The organism is uncultured Roseibium sp., assembly GCF_963675095.2.
Classification (GTDB): Bacteria; Pseudomonadota; Alphaproteobacteria; order Rhizobiales; family Stappiaceae; genus Roseibium.
This window is the reverse complement of record NZ_CAXXSJ010000029.1, coordinates 164,474-187,564: the sequence shown is the minus strand read 5'-3', so window position 1 is coordinate 187,564 and position 23,091 is coordinate 164,474. Positions and strand designations below refer to the sequence as shown.

The window sequence follows — 23,091 nt, the reverse complement described above, 5'->3', positions numbered from 1 at the left end:
TTGTCCCTGCGTCTGCTGCAGCTTTGCAACTCGGCCTATTTCAAGCAACCCTTGAAAACATGCAACGTCGGCGAAAGCGATTGCCTATTTGGGAGCCGAACGTCTTCGCGACCTGATGGCCGTCGGCCGGCTCGGTCAGGGAGGCAAAACTGACGGCCAGCGGGAGATCAGGCCTGAGGAGGCCTATTGGCTCGCAAGGGCGTCCAGGAACCAGTGCGAGGATTTGACGGACGATCAAGAAACACTGACGGCCGCCTATGTGTTGGGTCTGAGCCTGCGCTCCGGTGCGGTCGAGGCGACCGGAACGCTTGGCCAGGTCGCCAAGCGCGCCGCTTTTCTGGCCGTGCTGTTCGGTTTGCCGGATATTCTCGCCGCGACCCTCCTGAGGCCTCGCGGCATCGAATGCTTCAGCCCCCTTTGAACAGTGGCCAAGGCTGATCGCCAACGCCGTTGTCCTTCAAAAGGCGGAGGGGCAAACGCGCGAGGTCGCAGCATGATTGGAAAACAGAAAAGTCCTTCTCGTCGATGATGAGGTGCATGTCTTGCAGGCGGCCCACCGCGTGCTGCGAAAGGCTGTTGATGTCACGACTGCCGACAGCCCGCAGAAGGCATTGGAATTGCTGAAGACTTCGGGCCCATTCGCTGTGGTCGTCAGCGATCAGAGCATGCCCGGGATGGACGGCATCAAGTTGCTCGGTCTCATAGCGAAAAAAGCCCCCATCGACGACCCGGATCATGTTGACCGGCAACAACGATCAGCAAACGGCCGTCAATGCCGTCAACGACGGGCGAATATTCCGTTTTGTCGGAAAACCGTGCAACTCCGATATACTGTTGAAAGTGATCGAGGATGGCATAACGCATCATCAGGCTTTGGCTGCAGAGCGGGAACTTCTCGAACAAACCCTGTCAGGCAGTGTCAAGATGCTGGTTGACATCGTCGCCATCTCCCGGCCGCGTGCATATGTCCGCGCATCGTTGATCCAGCGTTGGGTGCGGAAAGTCGCCAAGATCCGCGAATCAAAACCTTCGCTTGAACTCAGTATTTCGGCCATGCTTTGCACGCTCGGTTATCTCACGCTGCCCGACGCGTTGGCGGATCGGTATTTAAGTGGAGAGGCACTGTCGCCAGATGAAAAGCGTCAGGTCAACGCCGCAGCGGCACAGGCGCGCGATCTGGTCTCGAATATTCCACGCATGAACGGGATAGCCGAGGCTATCTACTACTGCCGAAAGGGTTACGACGGCAGTGGCTTTCCCGACGACGACACCGAGGGAGAAAACCTCCCCGAAGCCTCCAGACTCCTATGTGCATTGATTGACCTGGCCGAAATAGCGATCGGCGATCAGCCGGACTTCGAGGTCTGCATGGCCGAACTGGAGCGCAATGCTCCGAGATATGATCCCCAGATCCTGGAAAGCATGCGCCAGGCGCTGGGGGGGGGGACCAGGTCTTTGCCGGAACACAGGATGCCGTTCGCAAAAAAGGTGCCCGCGGCGCAGCTCTTTGCAGGCGACACCTTGGCCTCGGATATTCGGGATGGCGAAGGCCGGCTGTTGTTGGCCGCAGGTAGTCAATTGAGCCAAATTACGATCAAGCGACTGCATGCCGTACACGAACTCAATACGCCGGACACGGTCATTGATGTTTGGCGCCCGGCAAAATCCGCCTTGGCATCTGCTTGATTTCTAGAATAAATTTCCTTGTTGTTTACCAGACGAAGATTTTCTGAAAATTGTCCCTAAATGGGGATCGTTGCTTAGCGATATTACTTGCATCATTGGTGAAAACCCGAGGTGGACACCATGAAGATGCCTTTCGCTTTTTATCGGAACACGGTCGAAATTTCGCCGACGCACGCTGACACCCTTTGTACTGTTCGGCGCCGCCGCTTTTGTCTTATGCGGAGCCCGGCAGGTCTCAGCGGAGAAAGTCTATTCGTTTGGCGTGGTCCCCCAGCAGTCTGCAACGCGGCTTGCCGAGGTCTGGGTGCCGTTTCTGGACAAGCTCGGAGAAAAAGCCGGCTTCAAGCTCAAGTTCACAACCGCCAAGGACATTCCGACCTTTGAGGCCTGCCTGGCCGCGCAGGCTTACGATTTCGCCTACATGAATCCCTACCATTTCGTTGTGGTGCATGAAACAGCCGGTTATCAGGCGTTCGCGCATGAGGCGGGAAGAAAACTCAGAGGGATCCTGGTCACCCAGGCCGATAGCGCGGTCCAAGAGTTGAATGACCTGAACAATCAGGAAGTCGCATTTCCCTCTCCCGCCGCATTTGGGGCAAGCGTCATTCCGAGAGCCGAATTGATGAAACAAGGCGTTTCATTCACCCCGCGCTACGTCAAGTCCCACGACTCGGTCTATCGCGCAGTCGCGCTCGGGGCTGGTTCCTGCCGGAGGGGGGGGTGCAGCGCACCTTCGGAAATATTACCCGAAGAGCTGAGGGCCCAGCTCCGCGTCTTCTACAGGACGGACGAATATACGCCGCATGCCTTTGCGGCATCGCCTGGTGTGCCTGCGGATGTGCGCGCAAACATTTCGATTCGCGATGCGTGAGATGAGCGATCCACAGGTTCTTGCTCCGCTTTGGAATGTCAGGTTTCACAGAAGCGGACAGCGATGCCTGGGACGATGTTCGTGCCCTGGGCCTTACCTCACGCCAGACCGATATCGCTTCCGAGGGAGATCAGGCATGTTCATTCAAACTGAAGACGATACTGGGTATCGCAGTCATTGAGATCGTCGTTCTCGGCATTCTTGTGTTCACGAGCCTCCAGGACCCTTCGGTCTTCGAACGAACAGGAGCTACGCACCCGGGCGCAGACCTCGGTAAAGCTGCTGGCTACCATGACGAGCGATGCGGTTGTCGCCCTCGATCTGGCTACTCTGGATGCCCTGATCGATCAGGCCTTTGACGAACGAAGGTCTCCTTTATGTTCGGATCTCCAACTCAAATGGGCTTACCCTGGCCGAAGGCGGCACAATTCCGGCGAAGACTCTGCAATATGGCAACGGGTTCTGACGATAATGACTTGAGCGACGAATACATTGATGTCGCCGCGCCCATCCTGGCAGGTGGAACCAAGTTCGGGAGAGGTGCAAATCGGTCTGTCCGCGTCGTTGCTCAATGACGTGATTGCCGGCGGCGCGCGGCGGATGCTGACCATCGCCGGTCTGGAAGTCATTCTTGTTGCTGTTTTCGGCTATCTCCTGGGTTCCATACTTACCCGGCAACTACACCCAGCTTCGCGACGGCGCGGCCCGGGTTGCCAAAGGTGAGTTCGGCTACCAGACCGCCGGTCAACGGGAATGACGAGCTGGCCCATACCGCCCGATCCTTTATAACCAGATGTCGATCGCACTTGCAGAGTACGCGCGTATTGCCAACAGCAAGCGCGAAGAGGCTGAGGCAGGTCGAAAAATCGCCGAGACAATGCTTCACAACGCGATCAACAGCGTATCGCAGGCCATATTCATCGTGGGAGAAAGTGGGCAGCTTCGGTTCGTCAACCGCGCGGCGCTGGACCTTTACGGTCTGACCCCCCCCCCCCCCCCCCCCCCCCCAAAGACGACTTCTCCAGGAATACGCTGTTTCAGGACGTATTGCTTAAGGCGTATGCGACGGCACCGGCCAAGGATGCCGAAGCCCAGATGGAAGCCGTGCAGGACCGTCTTGATCGACTCGATTCGAAAGTCGTTCAGACATGGCAAAGCAATTGGACGGACGAACGCGTTCTCCTGCATACGCAGCGGTCGATGGTGACCGGAGGTTTTGTTCTAGTCGACACGGATATCACTGAATTGTGCGAGGCGAACGAGAAAAACCGAAGGCTTGAATTGGAGCTTCTGGAAACGCACAAGCTGGAATCGCTTGGTACATTGGCAAGTGGCGTGGCCCATGAGATCAATACGCCAACCCAGTTCATCGGCGACAATCTCAAGTTCCTGCGCGAAGCCTTTTCCGACTTGAACGGCTTTATTGAGAACAGTTCGGACAGCTCCAAAGCCGACAAGATGGACCAGCTCCGGGATATGGATTGGGAGTTCTTGAAGGAAGAAATCCCCTCCGCGCTTTCCGAAGCCGCCGCAGGCGTCGAGTCCATTGGCAAGATCGTCCGTTCGATCAAGGAATTCGCTCATCCGGACGATAGCGAGACGACAGAGACAGATATGGTCAAGCTCGTCGAAAACGCAATTACGGTCTCAAGGTCCCCAGTGGCGCCATAATGCCGATCTGACGTTCGAAACCGACGGATACCGAAATCATGGTGCCCTGTTATCCGGGGGACGTGTCGCAGGTCGTCATCAATCTGGTTGTCAACGCCGCCGATGCGATCGCCGAACACTCTCAGTCGCAGGATTATTCAGGAGGAAAGGGCGAAATAAAGGTGAGTGTCGAGCGCAGCGAGAATGCATGCATCTTGAAGATTGCCGACAACGGACCGGGAATCCAACGGCAAGCGCTACGTCGTATCTTCGACATGTTTTATACGACCAAGCCTCCCGGGAAGGGAACCGGCCAGGGTCTTGCGATCTGCAAGTCGATCGTGGAAATCAAACACACCAGGGCAAGATAAACCGTCCAGTCGAACGTCGGAAAAGGCAGCACATTCGTTGTGCGACTTCCCCTCCAGCCAATGCTGGAAAAGAGGCTTCCCCCTTATGGATCGAGGGCGGCTTGATAAGGCGGCTGTTCCAGGGATCAGATCACCGTATCAGAAAGATTCGGCGGTCTGATCCTTCCCTTTCGGTCTCTTGCAGCCGGGGCCTTCCACATGAGCTTCGGCCAGCGTCAGGTCGAAGTCCCCAAGACCTGACACATGGTTCATGGCTTGCGAAAGAAGGTCGCATCGTCAACAAACGATCCAAACTGATCGGACATCGCTCTATGCGCCGGCTGCCGCAAGCAAGGATGCATTGCCGCCGGAGGCGGTGGTGTCGATGCAGACGTGGCGCTCCAGATGGCAATAGCCGGCCATATCGCGATCCGTCACCAGCGGAACAAGCGGTCCGTTCCGTTTCGCAAGCGCCATGCGGGCGGTCCGTAGATCGGCCTCATCGCTCCACAACGCGACCACAGCGATCCCGGACAGTCCGGAAAGATCGTCCCGGTTCAGGAAGCCCGCGATGGCCGAGCCGTCGTTCATGCCCGGGCAGACGACAAGGGACGGACAGCCGTTCTCATGGGCGATCTGCGCCTGTTCCGAGGCATCCTCCGGTGTTGGCCCAAGGCACAGAACCTTGCCCGCGCGGATAGAAGGAGAGCCTATTAGATTCTCCGGTGGGTCCAGGCATTTCCAGCGTTTTCAGGATCGTGCGTCCGGTGTCGGGCAATTGGTCCAGGGCCCCCTGAAACGGTCTTCATCTCCACCGGAGCGGAGGGGTCGGTTTTTGGAGGCGAGCTGTTCTGGCAACCGTGTAAAGCGGGGGACATAGTTCGGTTCCGCCGGCCTTGGGTCCGGTTCCCGACAAGCCCTCGCCGCCGAACGGCTGAGACCCGACGATCGCGCCGATCTGGTTCCGGTTGACGTAGATATTCCCGACATTGAGGCTGGTCGTCACATGCTCGACCCGATCGTCGATCCGCGTGTGCAGACCGAACGTCAGGCCATAGCCGCTGGCATTGACATCCGCGAGGATACGGTCGACATCCTGAGACTTGAACGTGGCGATGTGCAGGACAGGCCCGAAGATTTCGCGGTGCATGTCCTTCATGCTGTCAACGCGGATGGCGGCGGGGCCGACGAACGTGCCCTCCTTGGGGGGCTTCAGCTGTTTGAGCAGCCGGCCTTCCGATCTGGCCGTTTCGATATGTGCCTCGATCTCCTTGGCGCGCCGTCTCGGTGATGACCGGGCCGATGTCGGTGCCATAGTCCCAGGGATTGCCGAGGACCAGTTCATCCATTGCGCCATAGAGCATATCGAGGAAGGCGGGGGCGACGTCCTCCTGCAGGAACAGGATGCGCAGCGCCGAGCATCGCTGACCGGCGGAGCGGAAAGCGGAATTGACGATATCGCGAATGGCCTGCTCGGGCAGAGCGGTGGAGTCGACGATCATGGCGTTCAGGCCGCCGGTTTCCGCAATCAGCGGCGCATCCGGCGCGGCGCGCTTTGCCATGGAGCGGTTGATCATCTGCGCCGTGCCGGTCGAGCCGGTGAAACAGACGCCGCAGATGCGCGGGTCGGAGACGATCTTCGCGCCGATGACCGATCCGCGCCCTGGAAGCAACTGGAGAACGCTGCGCGGAACACCGGCCTGATGAAGCAGCTTCACCGCAATCGTTGCAATGATCGGAGACGGCTCGGCCGGTTTGGCCAGCACGCCGTTGCCGGCGGCCAGGGCGGCCGCGATCTGTCCGGTGAAGATGGCGAGCGGGAAATTCCAGGGAGAGATGCAGGGCGAATAGGCCGCGCTGTTCGCGTTCGCCGAGCCCGGGGATCCGGGCCGCATAATAGCGCAGGAAGTCGACCGCTTCGCGCAGTTCCGCGATCGCGTCCGGCGGGGTCTTGCCTGCTTCTCGTGTCAGGGCGGCGAAGATCTCGCCGAAATTCTGCTCGTAGAGTGCGGCGGCCCGGTTGAGGATTTCCGCCCGTTGCGGAACCGGGGCAGTCGCTCCAGTCGCTCGCGGCATCAAGGGCGGCTTCGGCGTCCTCTAGAGTGGCCTCCGTCAGCGTTCCGAGCAGATCGCTTTGATTGGAGGGGCTGTGGACCTGTCTGGGCGCGACCCCCCTGAACTCTGACGCCAGAATGGGCGCAGCGACCCATGTGGCCTTGAGAAAGGGTTTGCGGTTGCTGTCGATGTCGCTCAGGTCCCGATCGTCGTGGAGGTCCCAGCCCTTCGAATTCATCCGCTCAGGCGCGAAGAGATCGCTCGGGCGTTGGACATGGGCGGCGGGTTTGTCCAGGTCCGCGGGCAGGGCCTCGAACGGGTCTGCGGCGACTTGTGCCGCGGGCACGTTTTCGTCGACGATTCTGGTTGACGAAGGAGGAATTGGCACCATTTTCGAGCAGGCGCCTGACCAGAATAAGCGAGAAGATCGCGGTGAGCGCCGACCGGTGCATAGATGCGGCAGCGCGTTCCCTCGGTCTGCTTGACCTGGCGATGCAGCACTTCGCCCATGCCGTGCAGGCGCTGGAACTCGAAGGCGGACTTATTCTTCCGCCAGTTTCGAGAATGGCCGACACCGTATGCGCATTGTGCGTGGCGAATTGCGGATAGATGCGGTCGGTCATGCCGAGCAGTTTGGCGGCACAACAGATATAGGAGACATCGGTCGCGGACTTGCGGGAAAAGACCGGGAAGCCGTCCAGGCCTTCCACCTGCGCGCGCTTGATCTCGCTGTCCCAATAAGCGCCCTTGACGAGACGGACGGTGATCTTGCGGTCAAGCTTTTCCGCCAGCGCATGGAGCCAGTCGAGCACGGGGGCCGCCCGCTTGCCATAGGCCTGGACGACCACGACCGAAACCGTCCCAACCTGCCAGGCGCTTGTCGCGCAGAACCGCTGCGATCACATCAAGGGACAGGTCCAGGCGATCGGCTTCCTCCGCATCGATGTTGAGCCCGATGTTATGCTCGCGCGCCAACAGGGTCAGTGCCAGCGTGCTGTGCACCAGTTCGCTCATCACGCGGTCGCGTTGGCCGACCTCGTAGCGCGGATGCAGGGCCGACAGCTTGATCGAGATGCCGGGATTGTCGCGGATGTCGTCCGATTTGGCCTGCTTGCCGATCGTCTTGATGGCGTCGCTGTAGGCGTTGAAGAACTTCCGGGCATCGCGGGCGGTCAACGCGGCCTCGCCCAGCATGTCGTAGGAATAGGTGTAGCCCTTCTTGACCATGCCTTTTCCGCGGGACAGCGCGCTTTCGATGCTTTCCCCCCAGAACGAACTGATTTCCCAGCTCCTTCATGGCCGCCTTGACCGCCATGCGGATCACCGGTTCGCCGACCCGCTTGACGGCACCATGCAGCACCTGCGCCACGCCCCTGGACTTTTCATCATCCAGAACCTTACCGGTCAGCATCAGTGCCCAGGTGGAGGCATTGACCAGGGAGGAGGACGACTTGCCCAGATGGCGACCCCAGGACGACGGTGCGATCTTGTCCTCGATCAGATCGTCGATGGTCTCGGCATCGGGAACCCGCAAAAGGGCCTCCGCAAGGCACATCAGGGCGATGCCTTCGTCGGTCGACAAACCGTATTCGGCGAGAAAGACTTCCATCAGACCGGGCGCCGCATCCGCGCGGATGGCCTCGACGAGGGATTGGGCCCTTGCCGTAATCGCCCGCCTTTGGTCGAGGCCGGGCTGAAACTTCGCCGTCAGGCGCTCAAGGACGACGCTGTCCTCCGCCAGATGGAGTTCGGACATGTCTTTTCGCGGCGCGCTCAGCTCGTTCATGGCAGGACCTCGTATCAGGAGGTTTCAGTATCGCATGCTTTCAAAAGGCATATTTCCCTGTTATCAGTCAAAATAGAAGGTCAGAAACTTAAATTTCGATATTCTTGAGGTCATATGGCTAAGTTAGTTGATGATGTAAGGCAACTTGACCGATATGATCGGCAAATCCTTGAAATTCTTTCATCGGACGGGCGACTGCCGGTCACGGACCTGGCGCGGCGCGTCGGCTTGTCGAAGACCCCCTGCCAGACGCGGCTGAAACGGTTGCAGGATGAGGGCTATATCCAGGGCTTCCGGGCTGTGCTCAATCCGCAAAAACTCGGCAAGGAGCATGTCGCCTTCACCGAGGTGACCCTGTCGGATACGCGGGAAGCGGCGCTGAAGGCCTTCAACGCCGCGGTCCAGAAAATTCCGGAGATCGAACAGTGCCACATGATCGCCGGCTCGTTCGATTATCTCCTGAAGGTCCGCACCGCGAACATGCAAAGCTATCGCAAGATCCTGGGCGAAACGATCACCGCCCTGCCGCATGTCTCCAACACGTCGACCTACGTGACTATGGAGGCGGTCAAGGATTTCGCCTTTTAGTCAGCCTGGCGGGTCGATGGGCGCTCCTGGCGATATCGGCCAGGTTATGTTGGACGGCCGCGGAAGACTTGCCGCGACCGTCAAGTTTTTTGAAGTGCGCCTTTATGGCAGCGTCACCATCGAAGGCGCCACGGCCTTGAGCGGTCCATCCACCAGGTAGGGGCGGATGCTTTCCATTGTCGGCGCTTCGGCCTTGACGACACCCTTGGAGACGATCCAGCTTCCTTCCGAGACGAGGAGCGACTGCAGGTCCTCGTTCAGGGTCAGGCCGATATCGACGTTCTTCCACATGGCCTTGAGACCGTCCGCGCCCATGGCGCCCTTCAGGTTTGCCGCCACAGCTTCCATTGCCGCTTCCGGGTCGGCTTTCACATCAGCATCCGCCTTGGCGAGCGCGCCGAGAAAGGCCTCGATCATCTTCTCTTTGCCGTCGATCGCGCCCTGGGACGCAGCGATGATGAAGTGGACATTGTAACCCGGGGCAACCAGTTCCCGGTAATCGTCGCCGAGCGCCTTTTTGGCCTGGCTGTAGAAGGTCGGGAACATCACGGCCGCCTGGATGTCGCCGCGGACCAGGGCCGGAGCGAGATCCGCCGGTGCCGCGTTCACGACCTCGGCCGTGACGCCCGCGCCCTTCAGCACTTCACTCAGGTAGTAGTCGACATTGGTGCCGAGCGTCGTGCCGATCTTCAGCCCGGCAAGGTCGGCGGGAGACTTCAATTCGCTGTATTTGGCGGAGCCGATGATGCGCGATCCGGTGAAGCGGGCCAGATCCGCCACAACACCGAATTTCTGACCGGTCAGCGCTCCGGTCGCCGCAGGAAACTCGGCCATGAAGGTAAAGTCTACCTGTCCGCCGAGCAGGGCTTCAAAACCCTCGCGGCCGGACTGGAACGAAACGATGTTCAGGTCGATGCCGGCGTCCTTGAAGTAGCCTTTCGCGATGGCGACATCCACCTGCGGCGTCTGCGGGTTGGGTGTCCAAGCGAAATTGACCGTTTCGGCCGATGACGGCGTTGACAGGGCAAAAGCGCCGAGCGCGAAGGCCGCGCCGATGAGTTGGGTGAATTTCAATTTCTTCATCATGGTTGCTCCTGAGTTCTGGATTGTTTCTGCTGGCAGTTGGATTGGTCAGGCGGCCTCTGCTTCGTTCTCTGGGGAAGTGGGTTTGAGCAGGGCCAGGATTTCCTCCCTGATGTCGAGAAGGTCGGGGTAGTCGCGGGAGATCGCGCGTGGCCGCGCCTCTTCCAGGTCGTAGCTGCGGATGATGCGGCCAGGCCCGCGCGACATCACGTGAACATGGTCGGCAAGCAGCAGCGCCTCATCCACATCGTGGGTGACGAACAGCACGGTTGCCTTGTGCTTGCCCCAAACGCGCAGCAGCAGCTCATGCATGACGCGGCGGGTCTGGGCGTCGAGCGCGCCGAAGGGCTCGTCCATCAACAGGACCTTAGGTTCGTAGGCAAGCGTCCGGGCGATGCCGACGCGCTGCTTCATGCCGCCGGAAAGCTGGCCCGGATACCTTGTCCGCCTGGGTTTCGAGACCGACCTCGGCAAGGGCCGCCATGGCGCGTTCGTGCCGCTCGGATTTCGAGAGCCTGAACCGCTGCAGCGCGAACTTGACGTTGCCGAGCGCCGTGAACCAGGGAAACAGGGCGTATTGCTGGAACACGACGCCGACTTTCGGGCTTGGACCGTCGACGGGCGTCTGGTCGATCCTGATCTGTCCGCCTGTCGGCTCGACGAAGCCGGCGACAGCGTTCAAAAGCGTGGACTTGCCGCAGCCGGACGGACCGATCAGCGCGGTGAAGGTGCCCGGTTCCAGCCGCAGGGCGGTTTCGGCAAGCGCGAGGTGGTCTCCCTTGGCGCTGGAGAAACGAATGCTTACATGGTCGATATCAACCAGGCCGTTGCCCTGGACCGCGGTCGCATTGGAAGACATGGTCTTTCTCCCCTAGCTCTGTTCCCAGTGCACCAGTCGTTTCCCGATGCGATGCACGATGGTGTCGATGACGGCGCCGAGCACGCCCAGTTCGATCAGCAGGGCGAACATCCGGTCGGTGCGGATGTACTGACGCGATTCCTGGAGGCGATAGCCGATCCCTGAGGAGGCGCCGGACAGTTCGGCGGCCACGAGGCTGAGGAAGGCGAGGGCGACGCCGAGCCGGATGCCGGCGAAAATATGCGGTGCGGCGGCCGGGATGATCACGGCGAAGAACTCCCGCAACCGTCCGGTTCCGAGCGATCGCGACGCCCTCAGATAGATCTCCGGGATATATTCCATCCCATGGTGGGTGTTGAACCAGACGGTGAGAAAGACGGTGTAGGAGATGACGAAATACTTCGATCCCTCGCCGATCCCGAACCAGACGATGGCGACGGGGACAAGGGCGATGGCCGGGATCGGGCGCAATAGGGTCATGAAGGGATTGAGGACCGTTCGGATCGCGGTCACGCGCCCGGTCAGAACCCCGAGTGCGACGCCCAGGGATGCGCCGATGACAAAGCCGATCGCGGCCCGGCTGAGCGACACCGACAGATCGCTCACAAAGACTCCGTTTTGCACCATTTCCCCGAAAGCCAGGGCAACCGACCAGGGCGAGGGGAAGATGGCTTCCGGAACGACCTGGAATGCGGCGACCAGGCTCCAGATTGCCAGAACGATAGCCAGCGAGATCAGCGGGCTGAAGACACCTGTCGCCAGTTGTGTGAGCCGTGCCATGGCACCCGGGCGGTACGAGGCAGGCCGCTTTTCGTCACTTGCTTCCGACATCTCAAAGGTTCCCGTGGCTTGCATGGATGAGGAGCCTCACAGCCAGCCGATTTGTTCGGCCGCATAGCGGTGTGCCCGGAACAGGCTGTTGTGCTCGCCGGTGATGTAGGGGCCGACGACCGGCGGGTATGGCGCGAAATAGGGAACGACGTATTCCCATACCGTTTGACCCGTGGGGGTGACTTCGAAAAGCCGGCCGAAGGCGGATTCGCAAATGAAGGTGTTGCCGTTTTCCAGCCGCTGGGCGCTGCCCATATAAGGCGAGAAGAAATACGGCGCGCAGGGGTCGGTATAGTGCCAGGTGATTTCGCCGGTGCCGGGCACAAATTCAAGCGCGCGCGAATGCGGCGAGGTCACGCCCTTGCGCACATTGCCGTTGTCGAAGACGAGGATGTTGCCTTCCGGCGTTTCCACCGGCGTGTGCTGCTGGGCGACGACGTCCGGGCCGACGTGCCAGACCACCTTGCCCGTTGCCTTGTCGACCGCAATGATCCCGGAGGTCACGCGAAGGCTCATCAGGACCAGGCCGTCCCGGGTGACCGACAGGCCGTTGATCATGGGCCAGTGGCGCCGGTCGAAGATGTCGTGGACCGGGAAGTCCTCTGGCCGCAGATGTTCCCATGCCCGCCATTCCCAGACGGTTTCGCCCTTGCGGTTGACCTCGGTGATCACATCACTCTGGACGATACCGTCCGCGCCGCCCTTGCTTTCATCGCCTCCCGTGATGCGGTCCGAAATATCCTTCGGCATGGGTTCGGCGGCGGTGTAGAGCAAGTTGCCGTTTTCGAGCCACTGGCAATCGTGGTGGTGGCGCGGGTCTTCGTGGCGCCAGACGATCTCCCCGTCGGGCGTGGCCTCGTAGAAATCGCCGCCATGCCACAGGTTCCACGCGGGGTAGAGGCCGAGGGAGGTGTCGTGGCTGCCGTTGTAGCCGAGATTGCCGTTTTTCAGGATCACGGCATCGCGGCCCGGCCGCACCGGCATTTGCCACTGGTGGACGGGGTTGCCCTCGATGTCGACGAGATAGACGCTTCCACCTGCCGTCTGGGGTGCGAACAGGGTGTAGCCGCCTGCGCTCAGCTCGCGATTGAAAAGGGTCAGGCCGGTGCGGCGACGGCGTAGGGTGACCTGGTCATCTACCGGGATCTGTGAGGGGGATTTGGCATCGAGCATCTCGACCTCTTGTTAAAACGTTTTACTATCGATTTATGGCTTCCATTTTGCCTAGTAAAACGTTTTACTAAATTGCGAGTCAAGAACGGGATGCGTGAAAATGCCTAATTGTTTATCTTTTTTGCAGGTGCATAAAAAATGAACAGACCTCTCCATCCCTTCAGCAGGAAAGTGTCCGCATGAAGAAGCCCGTGAGGGTTACCGTGGTCGATGTCGCCCGGCGCGCCGAGGTTTCACCGGCGACGGTCTCAAATGCAATCAACAACACCCGCTACGTCGATGCCGACACGAAGAAGCGGATAGATCGCGCGATCAAGGAACTCGGCTATGTTCCGAACCTCAAGGCCCGCCGGCTGAGGACGGGCAAGGCCAATGCGATCGCCGTGGTCTCCTCCATGCCGTTTTCCATTTCGGCCGGCCAGTCACGGCTCGGTTTCATGATGGAGATCGCAGCTTCCGCCGCCGTCGCAGCGCTTGAACAACGCCTGTCGCTGGTTCTTGTGCCGCCCCTTCCGGCGGGGGACCCCGGTTTCGATCATCTTGAGGTCGATGGCGTTCTGGTCATCGAACCTTCTGCGGACGATCCGCATCTGGAGGACCTTAAGCGGCGCGGCGTTCCGGTCGTTGCCATCGGCCGGCCGGGGTGGGGCGCATCCGCGGAGGCGCCTTATGTGGATCTTCAGTCGAAAGCGGTGACCGAGAAGGTGTTCGCACATTTTCTCGAGCAAGGCGCACGTGCGCCAGCCCTGTTCGTCGGCATGACGGACCGAAGCGCCTTCCACGAAACGGAGACGGCTTACCGGCGTCTGGCGCAGAGCGCCGGATTTGAGCCTGTCGTCCTTTACCTCGACGAAAGGGCGGGCGAACAGGCGGGCTATGAAGCCGGGCGACGGCTGGTGGAACATCATCCGGAGGTCGACGCGCTGTTCGTCCTGATCGACACGTTTGCGACGGGGGCGGTGCGCGCCTTCGCCGAAATGGGCATCGACGTGCCTGGATCCATGCGGATCGCCACCCGTTATGACGGCCTCCGGGCCCGCGAAAGCACACCGAAACTCACCGCGTTCAATCTCCATCTTGACGAGATCGCTAGGCTCGCCCTTGAACGACTGCTTCAGGAGATGGACGGCAAATCCGGTCCGCAACAGATGACGGGTCTCGAACCTGAACTCGTTGTTCGCGAATCCTCCTCCTCAACGGTTTGAATATTTCCATTCGGGCGGTCCGAAGGCGGAGCATTCCCGTCACAGGCCAGACAGCGTTTCGGGCATCCAGTGGGTGGACTTGCGGTCAGTCTCGAAGACGTTGCTCCCGTGCTAACAGTGGGTCGTCTGATTCATCCGCATCTCAGCGCGTCGGCGTGCTGTATGTGAGACCGATTGGCTTCCACATAAGCGATCATGCCGGCAAAGATGCTGGGTTGTCCGCCAAACCCGTTCCATGGCTTGAAATGCGGGATATGGAGGAACGTGGTTGAATCCCGCTTCAGCAAGTTCGCGAATACGGAAGCAACGATGCGGCCGCCTGCTCCGGTCAATTTGCCCGAACCGTGCGTCTCTGCTTCTTGCAAGCTATAGAACCAGAGCGGTGTTTTGGTGAAGCCCTTCTCAGCGAGTTGCGGAGGAACGGGAACGCCTGGCGTGCCAAGCCGGGCGGCAACGTGTTGACCGCTCGCCAATTGATACGTGTAGCGATCACGGATCATGTTTCGCAATGCCAGGTTCCGCGCTTGATCCACCGTCAAGGTTTCGTCGATGTCGGCCAGCTTGATTCCGTCATGGACAAACGGGAGATTCAACAAAGGTGAACCCAACTTGGGTCCGACCGGCCGGGCCTTTTGCGACGTCGAGCCTCCGTTCATGGAAAAGAACATGTCATAATCGATATTGCCATCGACGGGACGTGGTCCGAAGCCAGGTAGCGCAAAAAGTCCCTTTGGGGCTTCGCCTTGGCGCAGGGCATATTTGAACTGGGTCGTGGCATGGCCAAAGCGATAACACGCGCCACTGAATTCAACGGGCATCACCGGAGCATTCCAGCCGAACCCTGTGCTTTCCAGCGCCCACTTCAGACATTCTTCCGCAACGAACGAAGGCAGCAATTCGTTCCAGACAACCCATTGGTAATGCAAACGAATAAAGCGCCGAACTTCTTCAAAACTGCGGAGCTTCGGATGAACATGTGCATGCCAGGTATGCTCAGCCATACCCTCATGGGCGCAGGCGTGAATATCCTTGGCGGTGTCCCCGTCTTCAACCCGCTTGCTCATCAGCAAATTGTGTAATTCGATGAAGATCGCCTGGATTTGTGCGACAATGATATTCTCGTCATTACGGGGGTCGCCAATGAGAGCCTTGCCTGCACACGTGCGGGCCAAATCGCGAGGGTTCTCCGCTCGCCCGAATACAAGAAACTGTTCGGCTTCATCTGCACCATAAAGGTGAGGGGATGCTTCCGGTCCGGCCCCATATACGCAGTCCAGGTCAAGGCTCGGGGTGCGCACGTTTGGTATCATTGCCGGGTCGATACGGGTTCCCAAGGCTGACGTCGCATCCAGAGTGATGTCGTGGTCTATGAATTGACCAAGGAATGTCATTCCCGCATCAGCCGGCCCGTCCGTATTCTCTGTTGCCGCCATATCGGATGCCAGATTATCCAGTGCCTGGATAACGTCTGCGTGGGTAATGTTTTTTATTTGCACCGGGTTTGCCGGGAACAATCGCCCGAACGTCTGCGCGAAAGGACGTGTAGGCCCTTCACCTTCGATGCAGGATTTAACGAGTTGGTCGAGCCGGGTAAGGCCATGATGGGTGCCGGTCATAATACCCCCTAAAGGTAGTAAAATAATATTCTAAACGCATAGAGGGTGGCGCTGGAGTTGACGTAAAGTCAAGCATGATTCAATTATTCAGTTCTCGGTTTGTCATTCTTTGCATGGTGGAGAGACCTCTTCCCGGATTTTCCACTCTGATTTCAGTCGGTTGATTTCTCCGCAGAAGCCGCGTTTGGAGATCGCCCGGAAAAGCGGCCGGGGCCGAAGCCCCGGCATGGCATCAAAAGTCCGACAGCGCTTCGGGCATCCAGTGCGTGGACTTGCGGTCGGCCTTGAAGAAGCAATGCCCGTATTTGGCCAGAACTTCGGAATCGATCTCGAAGCCTAAGCCAGGTGTCTGAGGCATGACGTACCAGCCGTTTTCATGCAGGAACGGCTGGGTGAAAATCAGGTCGCGGCCTTCGGGGATCCAGCCGGGAGGCGAGACCGGATATTCGAAAAGCGCCTCGCCGGCAAAGCCGCTGGCGGCAAAGACATGGGCATTGACGATGAAGCCGAAGCCGTTCGACCAGCAATGGGGCGTGAACTTCACACCCTGTTCGCGGCAAAGGGCTGCGACCTTGAGGCCCTGCGAAACCCCGCCGGCCCACATGGCATCCGGCTGATAGATATTGTAGCAACCCATCTTCAGCATCCGGGCGAGTTCGCGGTACCCCATCACGTGCAGCTCGCCGCCGGCAACGGGCACGCGGGAATGGGTCGTCAGCCGGGCGATTTCCTCGTGCCATTCGCCGAACAGCGGCTCCTCCACCCAGGCCAGCCCGACGTCGGCTGCCGCATCCACGAAGCGCTTGGCCCGTTCCAGTGACCACAGCGGCGCATCGCCGTTCTGGGTCAGGCGGAAGGCCTGGTTGCAGTCGACCGAAATCTTCATCCGTCCCTGCATATGGGTGGCGATATCGGAAATGTGCTCGATATCGACAGCTTCATCGAAGTCGTGGACACGGATTTTCATCGTGTCGAAGCCTTCGGCGAGCCGGGCTTCGGCTTCCTCGCGCCGCGCAGCAGGGTCGCGAAGTTCCCCGGAGGAGGCGTAGAGCCTGATGCGGTCGTCGGTTCCGCCGAGCAGCTTGTAGAGCGGCAGACCGGCGGTTTTCGCCTTGATGTCCCAGAAGGCCGGCTCCAGCCACCAGTTGAAATTGCCGCCGGCTGCCATGATCTGGATGCGCTCTGCCAGATTGTCGATATCGCCGGCGTCCTGCCCGAGAAAGAGACCGGCCAGCAGGTCGCCTAGCCCGGCGCGTTCCCGTCCGGCGGCGGGAAAGCCGCTCCACCCCTCGACGCCGTCATCGGTGATGAACCGGACCACGCACATGGAGACATGGGTCCTGATCGTGCCGGGGATCCAGGACGGCGCATGCGGTGCCGGTAGCGGCGTTTTCACGAAATAGAGTTCGACGCGGTCAAGCACTTGCATGGTCGGTCCTTTGAAAGAGGGGCTACAGCCTGGAGGGCAATCTGGACATCTCGGCCATGGTCGGCCATTGGGTGAAAACTATGAAGGAAATGGACTGGTCGATATATCCAATTTGGCAAATTTAAGAGACCAATTTGGGTCCGGAGCGGGCAGGCCACATCCATTGTCCCTGGGCTTGCATCTTTCCTTAGGCCGCGTGCCAACACCGGAAACCATCATCCCGGTGGACCAATACCCGGTCGGGCATTAACAATCAGATCGAACCATCCCCATGGGCTCGATCCGGCTCTTCCGATAGGAACACCAGTATGTCCTTGACCATTCTCTTCATTGGAGGAACAGGCGAGCTCTCGCTTGCCTGTGTGCATGAGGCGGTCGCGGCCGGGCACAAGGTGTCCGTCTTCAATCGGGGCCGATATTGGGAAGACTTGCCCCCGGCTGTTGAGCTTATTGCGGGTGACCTGGAAAGCGGCGATGTCTACGACAAAATGGGGGAGCGCCATTTCGATGTGGTCTGTCAGTTTCTGGCACTGGCTCCCGAACGGATCAGACGCGACATGGCGCTTTTTACGGGCAAAGCCGGGCAGTATGTCTTCGTTTCCTCAGCCTGTGTCTATGACCGGCGGTCGGTCACATCCGCACTGACCGAAGACGCAGTTAGGGCCAATCCGGTTTGGGACTATGCGCAAGGCAAGATCGCCTGCGAGGATTTGCTAATGGCGCAAACCGGACTGGATTTTACCATTGTCCGACCTGCCCATACGCTCAGAACACGCCTGCCCACGATGATGTTTGAAGGCGATGTGGTCGGCCGGCGGATGCTTCAGAACCGTCCCGTGATTGTCGCGGGGGAAGGCAAAGTTCCCTGGACGCTGACGCGCGCGGCGGACTTCGCGGTGCCCTTTGTCCGGCTTCTGGGAAACAACACGGCTTTGGGCAAAGCCGTGCACATCGCGTCGGATCAGGGGCACAGCTGGGCGGATATCTACCGCGCGCTGGGAGACGCGCTTGGCCGCGAGGCGCAGATCGTTCCTATACCGGCTGAAACGCTTGCCCAAGTCCATCCCGCCTGGCGCGGGCCGCTTCTGGGCGACAAGATCTGGCCGACCACCTTCGACAACAGCGCGCTTCGCCGGATCGTGGGTTACGTTGAAATGGCAGGTGATCTGGATGTGATCCTGAAAGAGCCGGTCCGCCATTTCCTGGAGCGAACGCGCGGGCTTCGAGGCCAGGATGATCCGCTCGACCGTCTGATCGATCGCATCATCGAAGGCGTCAACGCATCAGCTCCGGGATGAACAACGTGATTGCCGGCACATAGGCGATCACCAGCACGATGGCGACCAGCATCGCCAGGAATGGCAGCAGGGACTTCAGGGATTGTTCCACGGTGATTCCGCCAATGCTGGCGCTTAAAAGCAGGGTCAGGCCGACCGGCGGTGTCACATGCCCGAGCGCGAGCCCCGAGACGAGCATCAGGCCGAAATGCACCGGATCGATGCCGAAGCTCTGGGCCGCCGGAAAAAGGATCGGTGTCAGAATGATGGTGGCGATGGCAGGTGTCAGGAACAGGCCGACCACAAGGCAGATGAGGATGACGTTCAGCGCGAACAGCTGGGTCGACGGCAGCGCTTCGAACAGGGTCTGCGACAGTTTCAACGGGACTTGCTCGATGGTCATGACATAGGCGAAGACCTTGGCCGTGCCGAGCAGGAACATGACCTGACCGATGGTCTTGGCCGCATCCGTGAACAGGGCCGGAAAGTCCGAGAGTTTGAGTTCCCGATAATAGAGCGATGTGATCAAAAGGCCGTAGATGACGGCCGCTGCCGCCGCTTCCGTAACGGTAAAGATACCGCCCAGAATGCCGCCGATGATAATGAGCGGCATCATCAAGGCGGGAAACGTATCGCCCGTCTTGCGCGCGAGTTCCGGCAGGGAGAACGGCTGGCGGACGCCATAGCCCTTCTGGCTGGAGATGACATAGGCCACCACCATCAGGGCCGCGCCGATCAGGACGCCCGGCAGCAATCCGCCGGCGAAGAGTTCGTCCATCGGCGTGTCGGTCAGCCAGCCGTAGAGGATGAGGTCGACGCTCGGCGGGATGATGATGCCGATGATCGAGGAGGTTGCAGTCACGGCAACAGAGAAGGGGGCCGGATAGCCGCCGCGTTTCATTGCCGGGATCAGGACCGAGCCTATGGCTGCACTGTCGGCGGTGGCCGATCCGGAAATGCCGCCGAAGAACATGCTGGCGGTGATGTTCGCATGGGCCAGCCCGCCCCTGAAGGACCCGACCAGAGCCTGGGAGAAATCAACGATGCGCCGCCCGATGCCACCCTTGTTGACGACCTCGCCGAAGACGATGAACAACGGAATTGCCAGCAGCGGATAGGAATCGATGCCGGACACAAGTTTGTGCGGCACGATGGTCAGCGGGAGCGCTCCACCCCACAAAATGGCGGCGATACTCGCAACCAGCAGGGAAAACACCACCGGCACGGACAGGATGAGACAGGCCGCGAAGGTCAGGAACAGAACCTCAGCCATTGGCTTGCGCTCCGCTGTCGTCACCGAGATAGACACGCCAGTCGAGAAGCGTCGACACCAGCATCAGTCCGGCCGAAATCGGCAGGGCCGTATAGATGTAGGACATGTTGATTTTCAAAATGGAGGATTTCTGGAAATGAACGACGCCGAGAAGCTTCAGCCCGTAGAAGATGAGTAGGGATAGGGCCGCAAGGATCACCGCGTAAACGAGCGCGAGAACCAGCCGGCGGGGCAGCTGTGGCAACAGTCTGACGAATACGTCGATCCGGTGGGCTCCGCCGGTATTGATCACCAGCGCTGCTCCCATCAAGGAAGCCCAGATGAAGGAAAACATGGCAACTTCATCGGTCCAGGACAGGCCGGTGTTGAATGCAAAGCGGGCCACGACCTGCAGAACCGTGCAGCTGACCATGACAGTCAGCATGATGGCGGCAACGGTCGCCTCTACAAGGCTCAGGCCTTGACGGATACGCATCGATAAACCGGGGATTTTGTCAGTTGCCGTCATGGGGCGTCCATCAGGAAGGGGAAGGACCACGGGCAGTGTGCCCGTCCGTGGTGAGGGTCGGATGGGACCGGTGCCGGTTCTTAGTAGTTCTGGATGGCCTCGATGCGCTCCAGGCCGCCGATTTCGTCGGCGTTGTTCGCGTAGACATCCTTGATCCTGGCGATCCAGTCGGCGCGGTCTTCCGGCGTGATGATGTCGGCACCCTTCTCGCTCAGGTCCTTGAACAGGGCTGCTTCCTGATCGAGGAAGGTGACGCGTTCGTAGGTCTCGGCAATCTTGGCAGAATCGAGGACGGCTTTTTGCTGTGCCTCGGTCAGTCCGTCGAAGGTGATTTTCGACATCATCAGATTGTGCCAGCTGAAGATATAGGCGAGCCGGGTGAAATGCTTGGTGTCTTTATAGAACGCCATCGAACGGTAGCTGACGCCGGTGCCTTCGCCGCCGTCGATCAGTCCCTGCTTGAGGCTGACCGGCACGTCCGACCAGGCAACCGGGGTGGCGATGGCGCCGAGTGCATTCCAGGTATCGATGATCGCGGTGTTCTTCATTGTGCGGATCTTCAGGCCTTTCAGGTCGTCCAGATTGTGAACGGCCTTGCTGGTGTAGAGATCGCGGGTGCCGCCGTAGCCGTAGCCGAGCTTGACCAGACCGGCTTCCTGCATCTTCGCGGCCATTTCATCGCCGATTTCGCCGTCCATGACGCGGAACAGGTGGCCGGCATCGCGAAAGATGAACGGCAGGCTGAACACCTGGAAATCAGGAACGAAGTTGGACGTGACCGCGGAGGTGATCGTGGCGATGTCGACGCTGCCGAGCTGCAGGCCGCTGATCAGTTCGCTTTCGTTGCCGAGCTGAGCTGCCGGGAAGATCTCGACGGACAGACCGACATTGCGGGCTTCCAGCTCTTCCTTAAACTTCAGCGCCATGTCGTGATAGGGGTGATTGGTCTGCAGGACATGCGCGAATTTCAGCACCTTGTCCTGGGCGGACGCCAGGGAGACCGAGGCAAGGCCTGTCGCGGCGGCGAGAGTGGCGGCGATCAGGCCGCGGGCGGCGATGGCCGCGATTTTCGTTTTCATGTCGATATCCAATCGTGGTGAGGGACTTGGGAGGGAGTTTTTCCAAAAACAAAGGTATCGGCTGACGAATGTAGGCATAGAGGCAGGAGGCTTCTCGCTCAAACGATTAATCTTTATAGTAATTGATAAGAAAATATTTTTGTTTCGCGCTCTGTGATTTGGCGCATGTTGTCAAATATGAAGTATTTATGACATGAAGTCTTTTTTCTCTCGATTGGCCACTTCCTTCGAGAGGTCGACGATCGCCTCGGTGAGAGCGTTCGGCAGATCCGATGGGTAGTAGGCAAAATATTGAAGGTCGGCCGATTGGGCGTCCGTTTCGATCATGTGCAGTCGACCGAGACGCAGGTCCTCCTGGATGGAAACCTTGGGCAGAAAACCTATTCCGCCGGCATTGGCGACCAGGTTGATCGAAGCCGTCACCGAACCGGACGCGTTTATTCGCGGCGCCTGCAGGTTGGCCGCCTTCATCTGCTCCTTGACGATGGCGTAGGGCCTGGAGGACTTGGGAAAGGTGATGATGGGCTTTTCGGAAATTTCCTCGAGGCTGACCTGACGGCCGGCAAGGTTCATGCGCGGACTTGCCACCCAGGCGAACTCGTAGGTGCAAAGGTAGCGTGCCTTCATGTCCGCGTCCGCGAGCGGTCCCACCAGGAAGGCCATGTCGAGCGACCCACTCAGGACGGCCTCCCTGAGCGCCGAAGATGTATCCACCCTGAGTTCCAGCGTTACATGAGGGTGTTGCTTCTGCAGCTGCTCCAGCAGCGTCGTCAGCCAGACATGGACGATCGTGTCGACAACGCCCAAGCGGATCACACCGCGGAAGGCATCCACATTGGCGACCCGGTCAAGCATTTCTGACGTGAGTTCCAGAATGCGCTCGGCATAGGGGATGATCTCCCGGCCTTCCGCCGTCAGCTTGCACTTGCGCTTCTTGCGCTCGAACAGCGTGACGCCGAGCTGGCTCTCAACGGACGCGACCCGCTGCGAAATGGCTTCCTGTGTCGTGTTGAGTTTTTCAGCCACGGCCCGGAAGTTCTGTAGCCTCGCCAGCCAAACAAGCGTTTCGAGCTTTTGTTGCCGCATTGATTTCTTTCGGTTTCGCCGAGGATCGCGCCCGCAATGATCTCTGCCGCTGGCGCAACGAGGGACCGTTTGAGGAAGGGAGGCGAGAAGGTGGTTACATCCTCACTCTCTACCGCCGAAAAAACGCAGTTTTTTGACGGCTTAGTCTGATCGCTTGCGAAACGTGGAAGGAATGGCGGACAATCTATCCCTGAGGGTTAATCAGCGGTGCTATTTTCCAGATCGTGCGTAGATGAAACAGTCAGGCGGATGGAAGGGGAAAGTGCGGATCCATGACGCGAAGAGCCTGACAAACCTGACGCGCTAATTCGGTCGTTCTTCCGGACATCTCGCAGGGCGATCCAAAGACAGTGCGCTCTTCAGAAGGTGACTGGTGTGCACTTTTAAATGAGGATGCTCAGGGAAGCATGTCGTTATCAAGCTTCTCGCGCATCAGTACGCGGAAGAATGAGAAAACCAGATATAGAGTTCCTGCTATCAGGGCGTATAGCATTTTAGGAAGATATTTCGATTCGAATTCATAGTATTTAAAAATAAAAATATTATCCAGCCAATTATAAGGGCTATGACGAGGTCTCCATAAAAGAACCAGTATTCGCCAATTCTACGTTTTAACCTGGGCGTAGATTCTTCGTCCGTCATGCAGTGCCCCACTCGCGGGAACAAGTGCAGGCGCTGGATGGTGT

At 59.3% G+C, this 23,091-nt stretch carries 23 protein-coding genes and 6 pseudogenes; 11 read left to right on the top strand and 18 right to left on the bottom strand.

The window, feature by feature from the left end:
• The first annotated feature begins 88 nt into the window (after positions 1-88).
• From ABIN98_RS12050 to ABIN98_RS12015, 8 genes and pseudogenes are all read left to right on the top strand, one after another.
• Complete coding sequence (locus tag ABIN98_RS12050; protein ID WP_346910261.1) at positions 89-421, top strand: hypothetical protein; 333 nt, start codon at positions 89-91, stop codon at positions 419-421.
• A 112-nt stretch (positions 422-533) separates the two neighbouring features.
• Positions 534-656, top strand: a pseudogene (locus ABIN98_RS12045) (hypothetical protein); the annotation flags it as partial.
• A gap of 79 nt (positions 657-735) precedes the next feature.
• Entirely contained in the window at positions 736-1,686 is a 951-nt protein-coding gene (locus tag ABIN98_RS12040; protein WP_346910259.1) for an HD domain-containing phosphohydrolase, read from the top strand.
• 262 nt (positions 1,687-1,948) lie between these two features.
• Positions 1,949-2,557: a phosphate/phosphite/phosphonate ABC transporter substrate-binding protein gene (locus ABIN98_RS12035; protein WP_346910257.1), complete on the top strand. Its 609-nt coding sequence runs from the start codon at positions 1,949-1,951 to the stop codon at positions 2,555-2,557.
• Positions 2,558-3,188: 631 nt separating this feature from the next.
• Positions 3,189-3,314, top strand: coding sequence for a hypothetical protein (locus ABIN98_RS12030; RefSeq protein WP_346910256.1), 126 nt, complete (start codon positions 3,189-3,191; stop codon positions 3,312-3,314).
• 36 nt (positions 3,315-3,350) lie between these two features.
• A pseudogene (locus ABIN98_RS12025) lies at positions 3,351-3,530 on the top strand (hypothetical protein); the annotation flags it as partial.
• A 74-nt stretch (positions 3,531-3,604) separates the two neighbouring features.
• The gene (locus ABIN98_RS12020) at positions 3,605-4,228 is read left to right on the top strand and encodes a hypothetical protein (protein ID WP_346910254.1); all 624 of its coding nucleotides are present in this window, start codon (positions 3,605-3,607) and stop codon (positions 4,226-4,228) included.
• 38 nt (positions 4,229-4,266) lie between these two features.
• Positions 4,267-4,578: a HAMP domain-containing sensor histidine kinase gene (locus ABIN98_RS12015; protein ID WP_346910252.1), complete on the top strand. Its 312-nt coding sequence runs from the start codon at positions 4,267-4,269 to the stop codon at positions 4,576-4,578.
• A 309-nt stretch (positions 4,579-4,887) separates the two neighbouring features.
• Here ABIN98_RS12015 and ABIN98_RS12010 read toward each other — a convergent pair whose 3' ends face one another.
• The 7 genes and pseudogenes from ABIN98_RS12010 to ABIN98_RS11980 all read right to left on the bottom strand — a co-directional run.
• Positions 4,888-5,148, bottom strand: coding sequence for a hypothetical protein (locus ABIN98_RS12010; protein ID WP_346910250.1), 261 nt, complete (start codon positions 5,146-5,148; stop codon positions 4,888-4,890).
• A gap of 214 nt (positions 5,149-5,362) precedes the next feature.
• Positions 5,363-5,785, bottom strand: coding sequence for an aldehyde dehydrogenase family protein (locus ABIN98_RS12005; RefSeq protein ID WP_346910266.1), 423 nt, complete (start codon positions 5,783-5,785; stop codon positions 5,363-5,365).
• Positions 5,721-6,452, bottom strand: a complete 732-nt coding sequence (locus tag ABIN98_RS12000; RefSeq protein ID WP_346910248.1) for an aldehyde dehydrogenase family protein — start codon at positions 6,450-6,452, stop codon at positions 5,721-5,723. Before ABIN98_RS12000 ends, ABIN98_RS12005 begins: the two co-directional genes overlap by 65 nt.
• A 40-nt stretch (positions 6,453-6,492) precedes the next feature.
• Positions 6,493-6,633, bottom strand: a pseudogene (locus tag ABIN98_RS11995) (hypothetical protein); the annotation flags it as partial.
• Between the two features lie 213 nt (positions 6,634-6,846).
• Positions 6,847-7,424: pseudogene (locus ABIN98_RS11990) on the bottom strand (proline dehydrogenase family protein).
• Entirely contained in the window at positions 7,387-7,839 is a 453-nt protein-coding gene (locus tag ABIN98_RS11985; RefSeq protein ID WP_346910244.1) for a proline dehydrogenase family protein, read from the bottom strand. The pseudogene ABIN98_RS11990 and the gene ABIN98_RS11985 overlap by 38 nt, the downstream one beginning before the upstream one ends.
• A gap of 106 nt (positions 7,840-7,945) precedes the next feature.
• Positions 7,946-8,167, bottom strand: a pseudogene (locus ABIN98_RS11980) (hypothetical protein); the annotation flags it as partial.
• A gap of 345 nt (positions 8,168-8,512) precedes the next feature.
• Here ABIN98_RS11980 and ABIN98_RS11975 point away from each other — a divergent pair.
• Positions 8,513-8,986, top strand: a complete 474-nt coding sequence (locus tag ABIN98_RS11975; protein ID WP_346910242.1) for an Lrp/AsnC ligand binding domain-containing protein — start codon at positions 8,513-8,515, stop codon at positions 8,984-8,986.
• 102 nt (positions 8,987-9,088) lie between these two features.
• Here the strand turns inward: ABIN98_RS11975 and ABIN98_RS11970 are convergent, their stop codons facing one another.
• The 5 genes and pseudogenes from ABIN98_RS11970 to ABIN98_RS11950 form a co-directional block, all read right to left on the bottom strand.
• Positions 9,089-10,072 (bottom strand): ABC transporter substrate-binding protein, encoded by a 984-nt coding sequence (locus tag ABIN98_RS11970; RefSeq protein ID WP_346910240.1) that lies wholly within the window; start codon positions 10,070-10,072, stop codon positions 9,089-9,091.
• A gap of 45 nt (positions 10,073-10,117) precedes the next feature.
• Complete coding sequence (locus tag ABIN98_RS11965) at positions 10,118-10,426, bottom strand: hypothetical protein (RefSeq protein ID WP_346910268.1); 309 nt, start codon at positions 10,424-10,426, stop codon at positions 10,118-10,120.
• Between the two features lie 45 nt (positions 10,427-10,471).
• A pseudogene (locus tag ABIN98_RS11960) lies at positions 10,472-10,928 on the bottom strand (ABC transporter ATP-binding protein); the annotation flags it as partial.
• Between the two features lie 12 nt (positions 10,929-10,940).
• On the bottom strand, positions 10,941-11,759 hold the full coding sequence (locus ABIN98_RS11955; protein WP_346910238.1) for an ABC transporter permease: 819 nt from the start codon (positions 11,757-11,759) through the stop codon (positions 10,941-10,943).
• 36 nt (positions 11,760-11,795) lie between these two features.
• Positions 11,796-12,932: an aryl-sulfate sulfotransferase gene (locus tag ABIN98_RS11950; protein ID WP_346910236.1), complete on the bottom strand. Its 1,137-nt coding sequence runs from the start codon at positions 12,930-12,932 to the stop codon at positions 11,796-11,798.
• 179 nt (positions 12,933-13,111) lie between these two features.
• On the opposite strand from ABIN98_RS11950, the gene ABIN98_RS11945 reads away from it, so the two are divergent.
• On the top strand, positions 13,112-14,137 hold the full coding sequence (locus tag ABIN98_RS11945; protein WP_346910235.1) for a LacI family DNA-binding transcriptional regulator: 1,026 nt from the start codon (positions 13,112-13,114) through the stop codon (positions 14,135-14,137).
• 131 nt (positions 14,138-14,268) lie between these two features.
• Here ABIN98_RS11945 and ABIN98_RS11940 read toward each other — a convergent pair whose 3' ends face one another.
• The gene (locus ABIN98_RS11940; protein ID WP_346910233.1) at positions 14,269-15,753 is read right to left on the bottom strand and encodes a peroxidase family protein; all 1,485 of its coding nucleotides are present in this window, start codon (positions 15,751-15,753) and stop codon (positions 14,269-14,271) included.
• Positions 15,754-15,985: 232 nt separating this feature from the next.
• Complete coding sequence (locus tag ABIN98_RS11935) at positions 15,986-17,182, bottom strand: mandelate racemase/muconate lactonizing enzyme family protein (RefSeq protein ID WP_346910232.1); 1,197 nt, start codon at positions 17,180-17,182, stop codon at positions 15,986-15,988.
• A 308-nt stretch (positions 17,183-17,490) separates the two neighbouring features.
• Here ABIN98_RS11935 and ABIN98_RS11930 point away from each other — a divergent pair, with 308 nt between their 5' ends.
• Positions 17,491-18,480 (top strand): NAD-dependent epimerase/dehydratase family protein, encoded by a 990-nt coding sequence (locus tag ABIN98_RS11930; protein ID WP_346910230.1) that lies wholly within the window; start codon positions 17,491-17,493, stop codon positions 18,478-18,480.
• Here the strand turns inward: ABIN98_RS11930 and ABIN98_RS11925 are convergent.
• The 4 genes from ABIN98_RS11925 to ABIN98_RS11910 form a co-directional block, all read right to left on the bottom strand.
• The gene (locus tag ABIN98_RS11925; protein WP_346910229.1) at positions 18,458-19,732 is read right to left on the bottom strand and encodes a TRAP transporter large permease; all 1,275 of its coding nucleotides are present in this window, start codon (positions 19,730-19,732) and stop codon (positions 18,458-18,460) included. The two genes, ABIN98_RS11930 and ABIN98_RS11925, sit on opposite strands and share 23 nt — an antisense overlap.
• Positions 19,725-20,207, bottom strand: a complete 483-nt coding sequence (locus ABIN98_RS11920; protein WP_346910227.1) for a TRAP transporter small permease — start codon at positions 20,205-20,207, stop codon at positions 19,725-19,727. Before ABIN98_RS11920 ends, ABIN98_RS11925 begins: the two co-directional genes overlap by 8 nt.
• A 113-nt stretch (positions 20,208-20,320) precedes the next feature.
• A complete protein-coding gene (locus ABIN98_RS11915; RefSeq protein WP_346910225.1) occupies positions 20,321-21,319 on the bottom strand; it encodes a TRAP transporter substrate-binding protein in 999 nt (332 codons plus the stop codon).
• Between the two features lie 186 nt (positions 21,320-21,505).
• Positions 21,506-22,405 carry a LysR family transcriptional regulator gene (locus ABIN98_RS11910; RefSeq protein WP_346910224.1) on the bottom strand — a complete coding sequence of 300 codons (900 nt, stop codon included), beginning with the start codon at positions 22,403-22,405 and terminating at the stop codon, positions 21,506-21,508.
• Between the last annotated feature and the right edge of the window lie 686 nt (positions 22,406-23,091).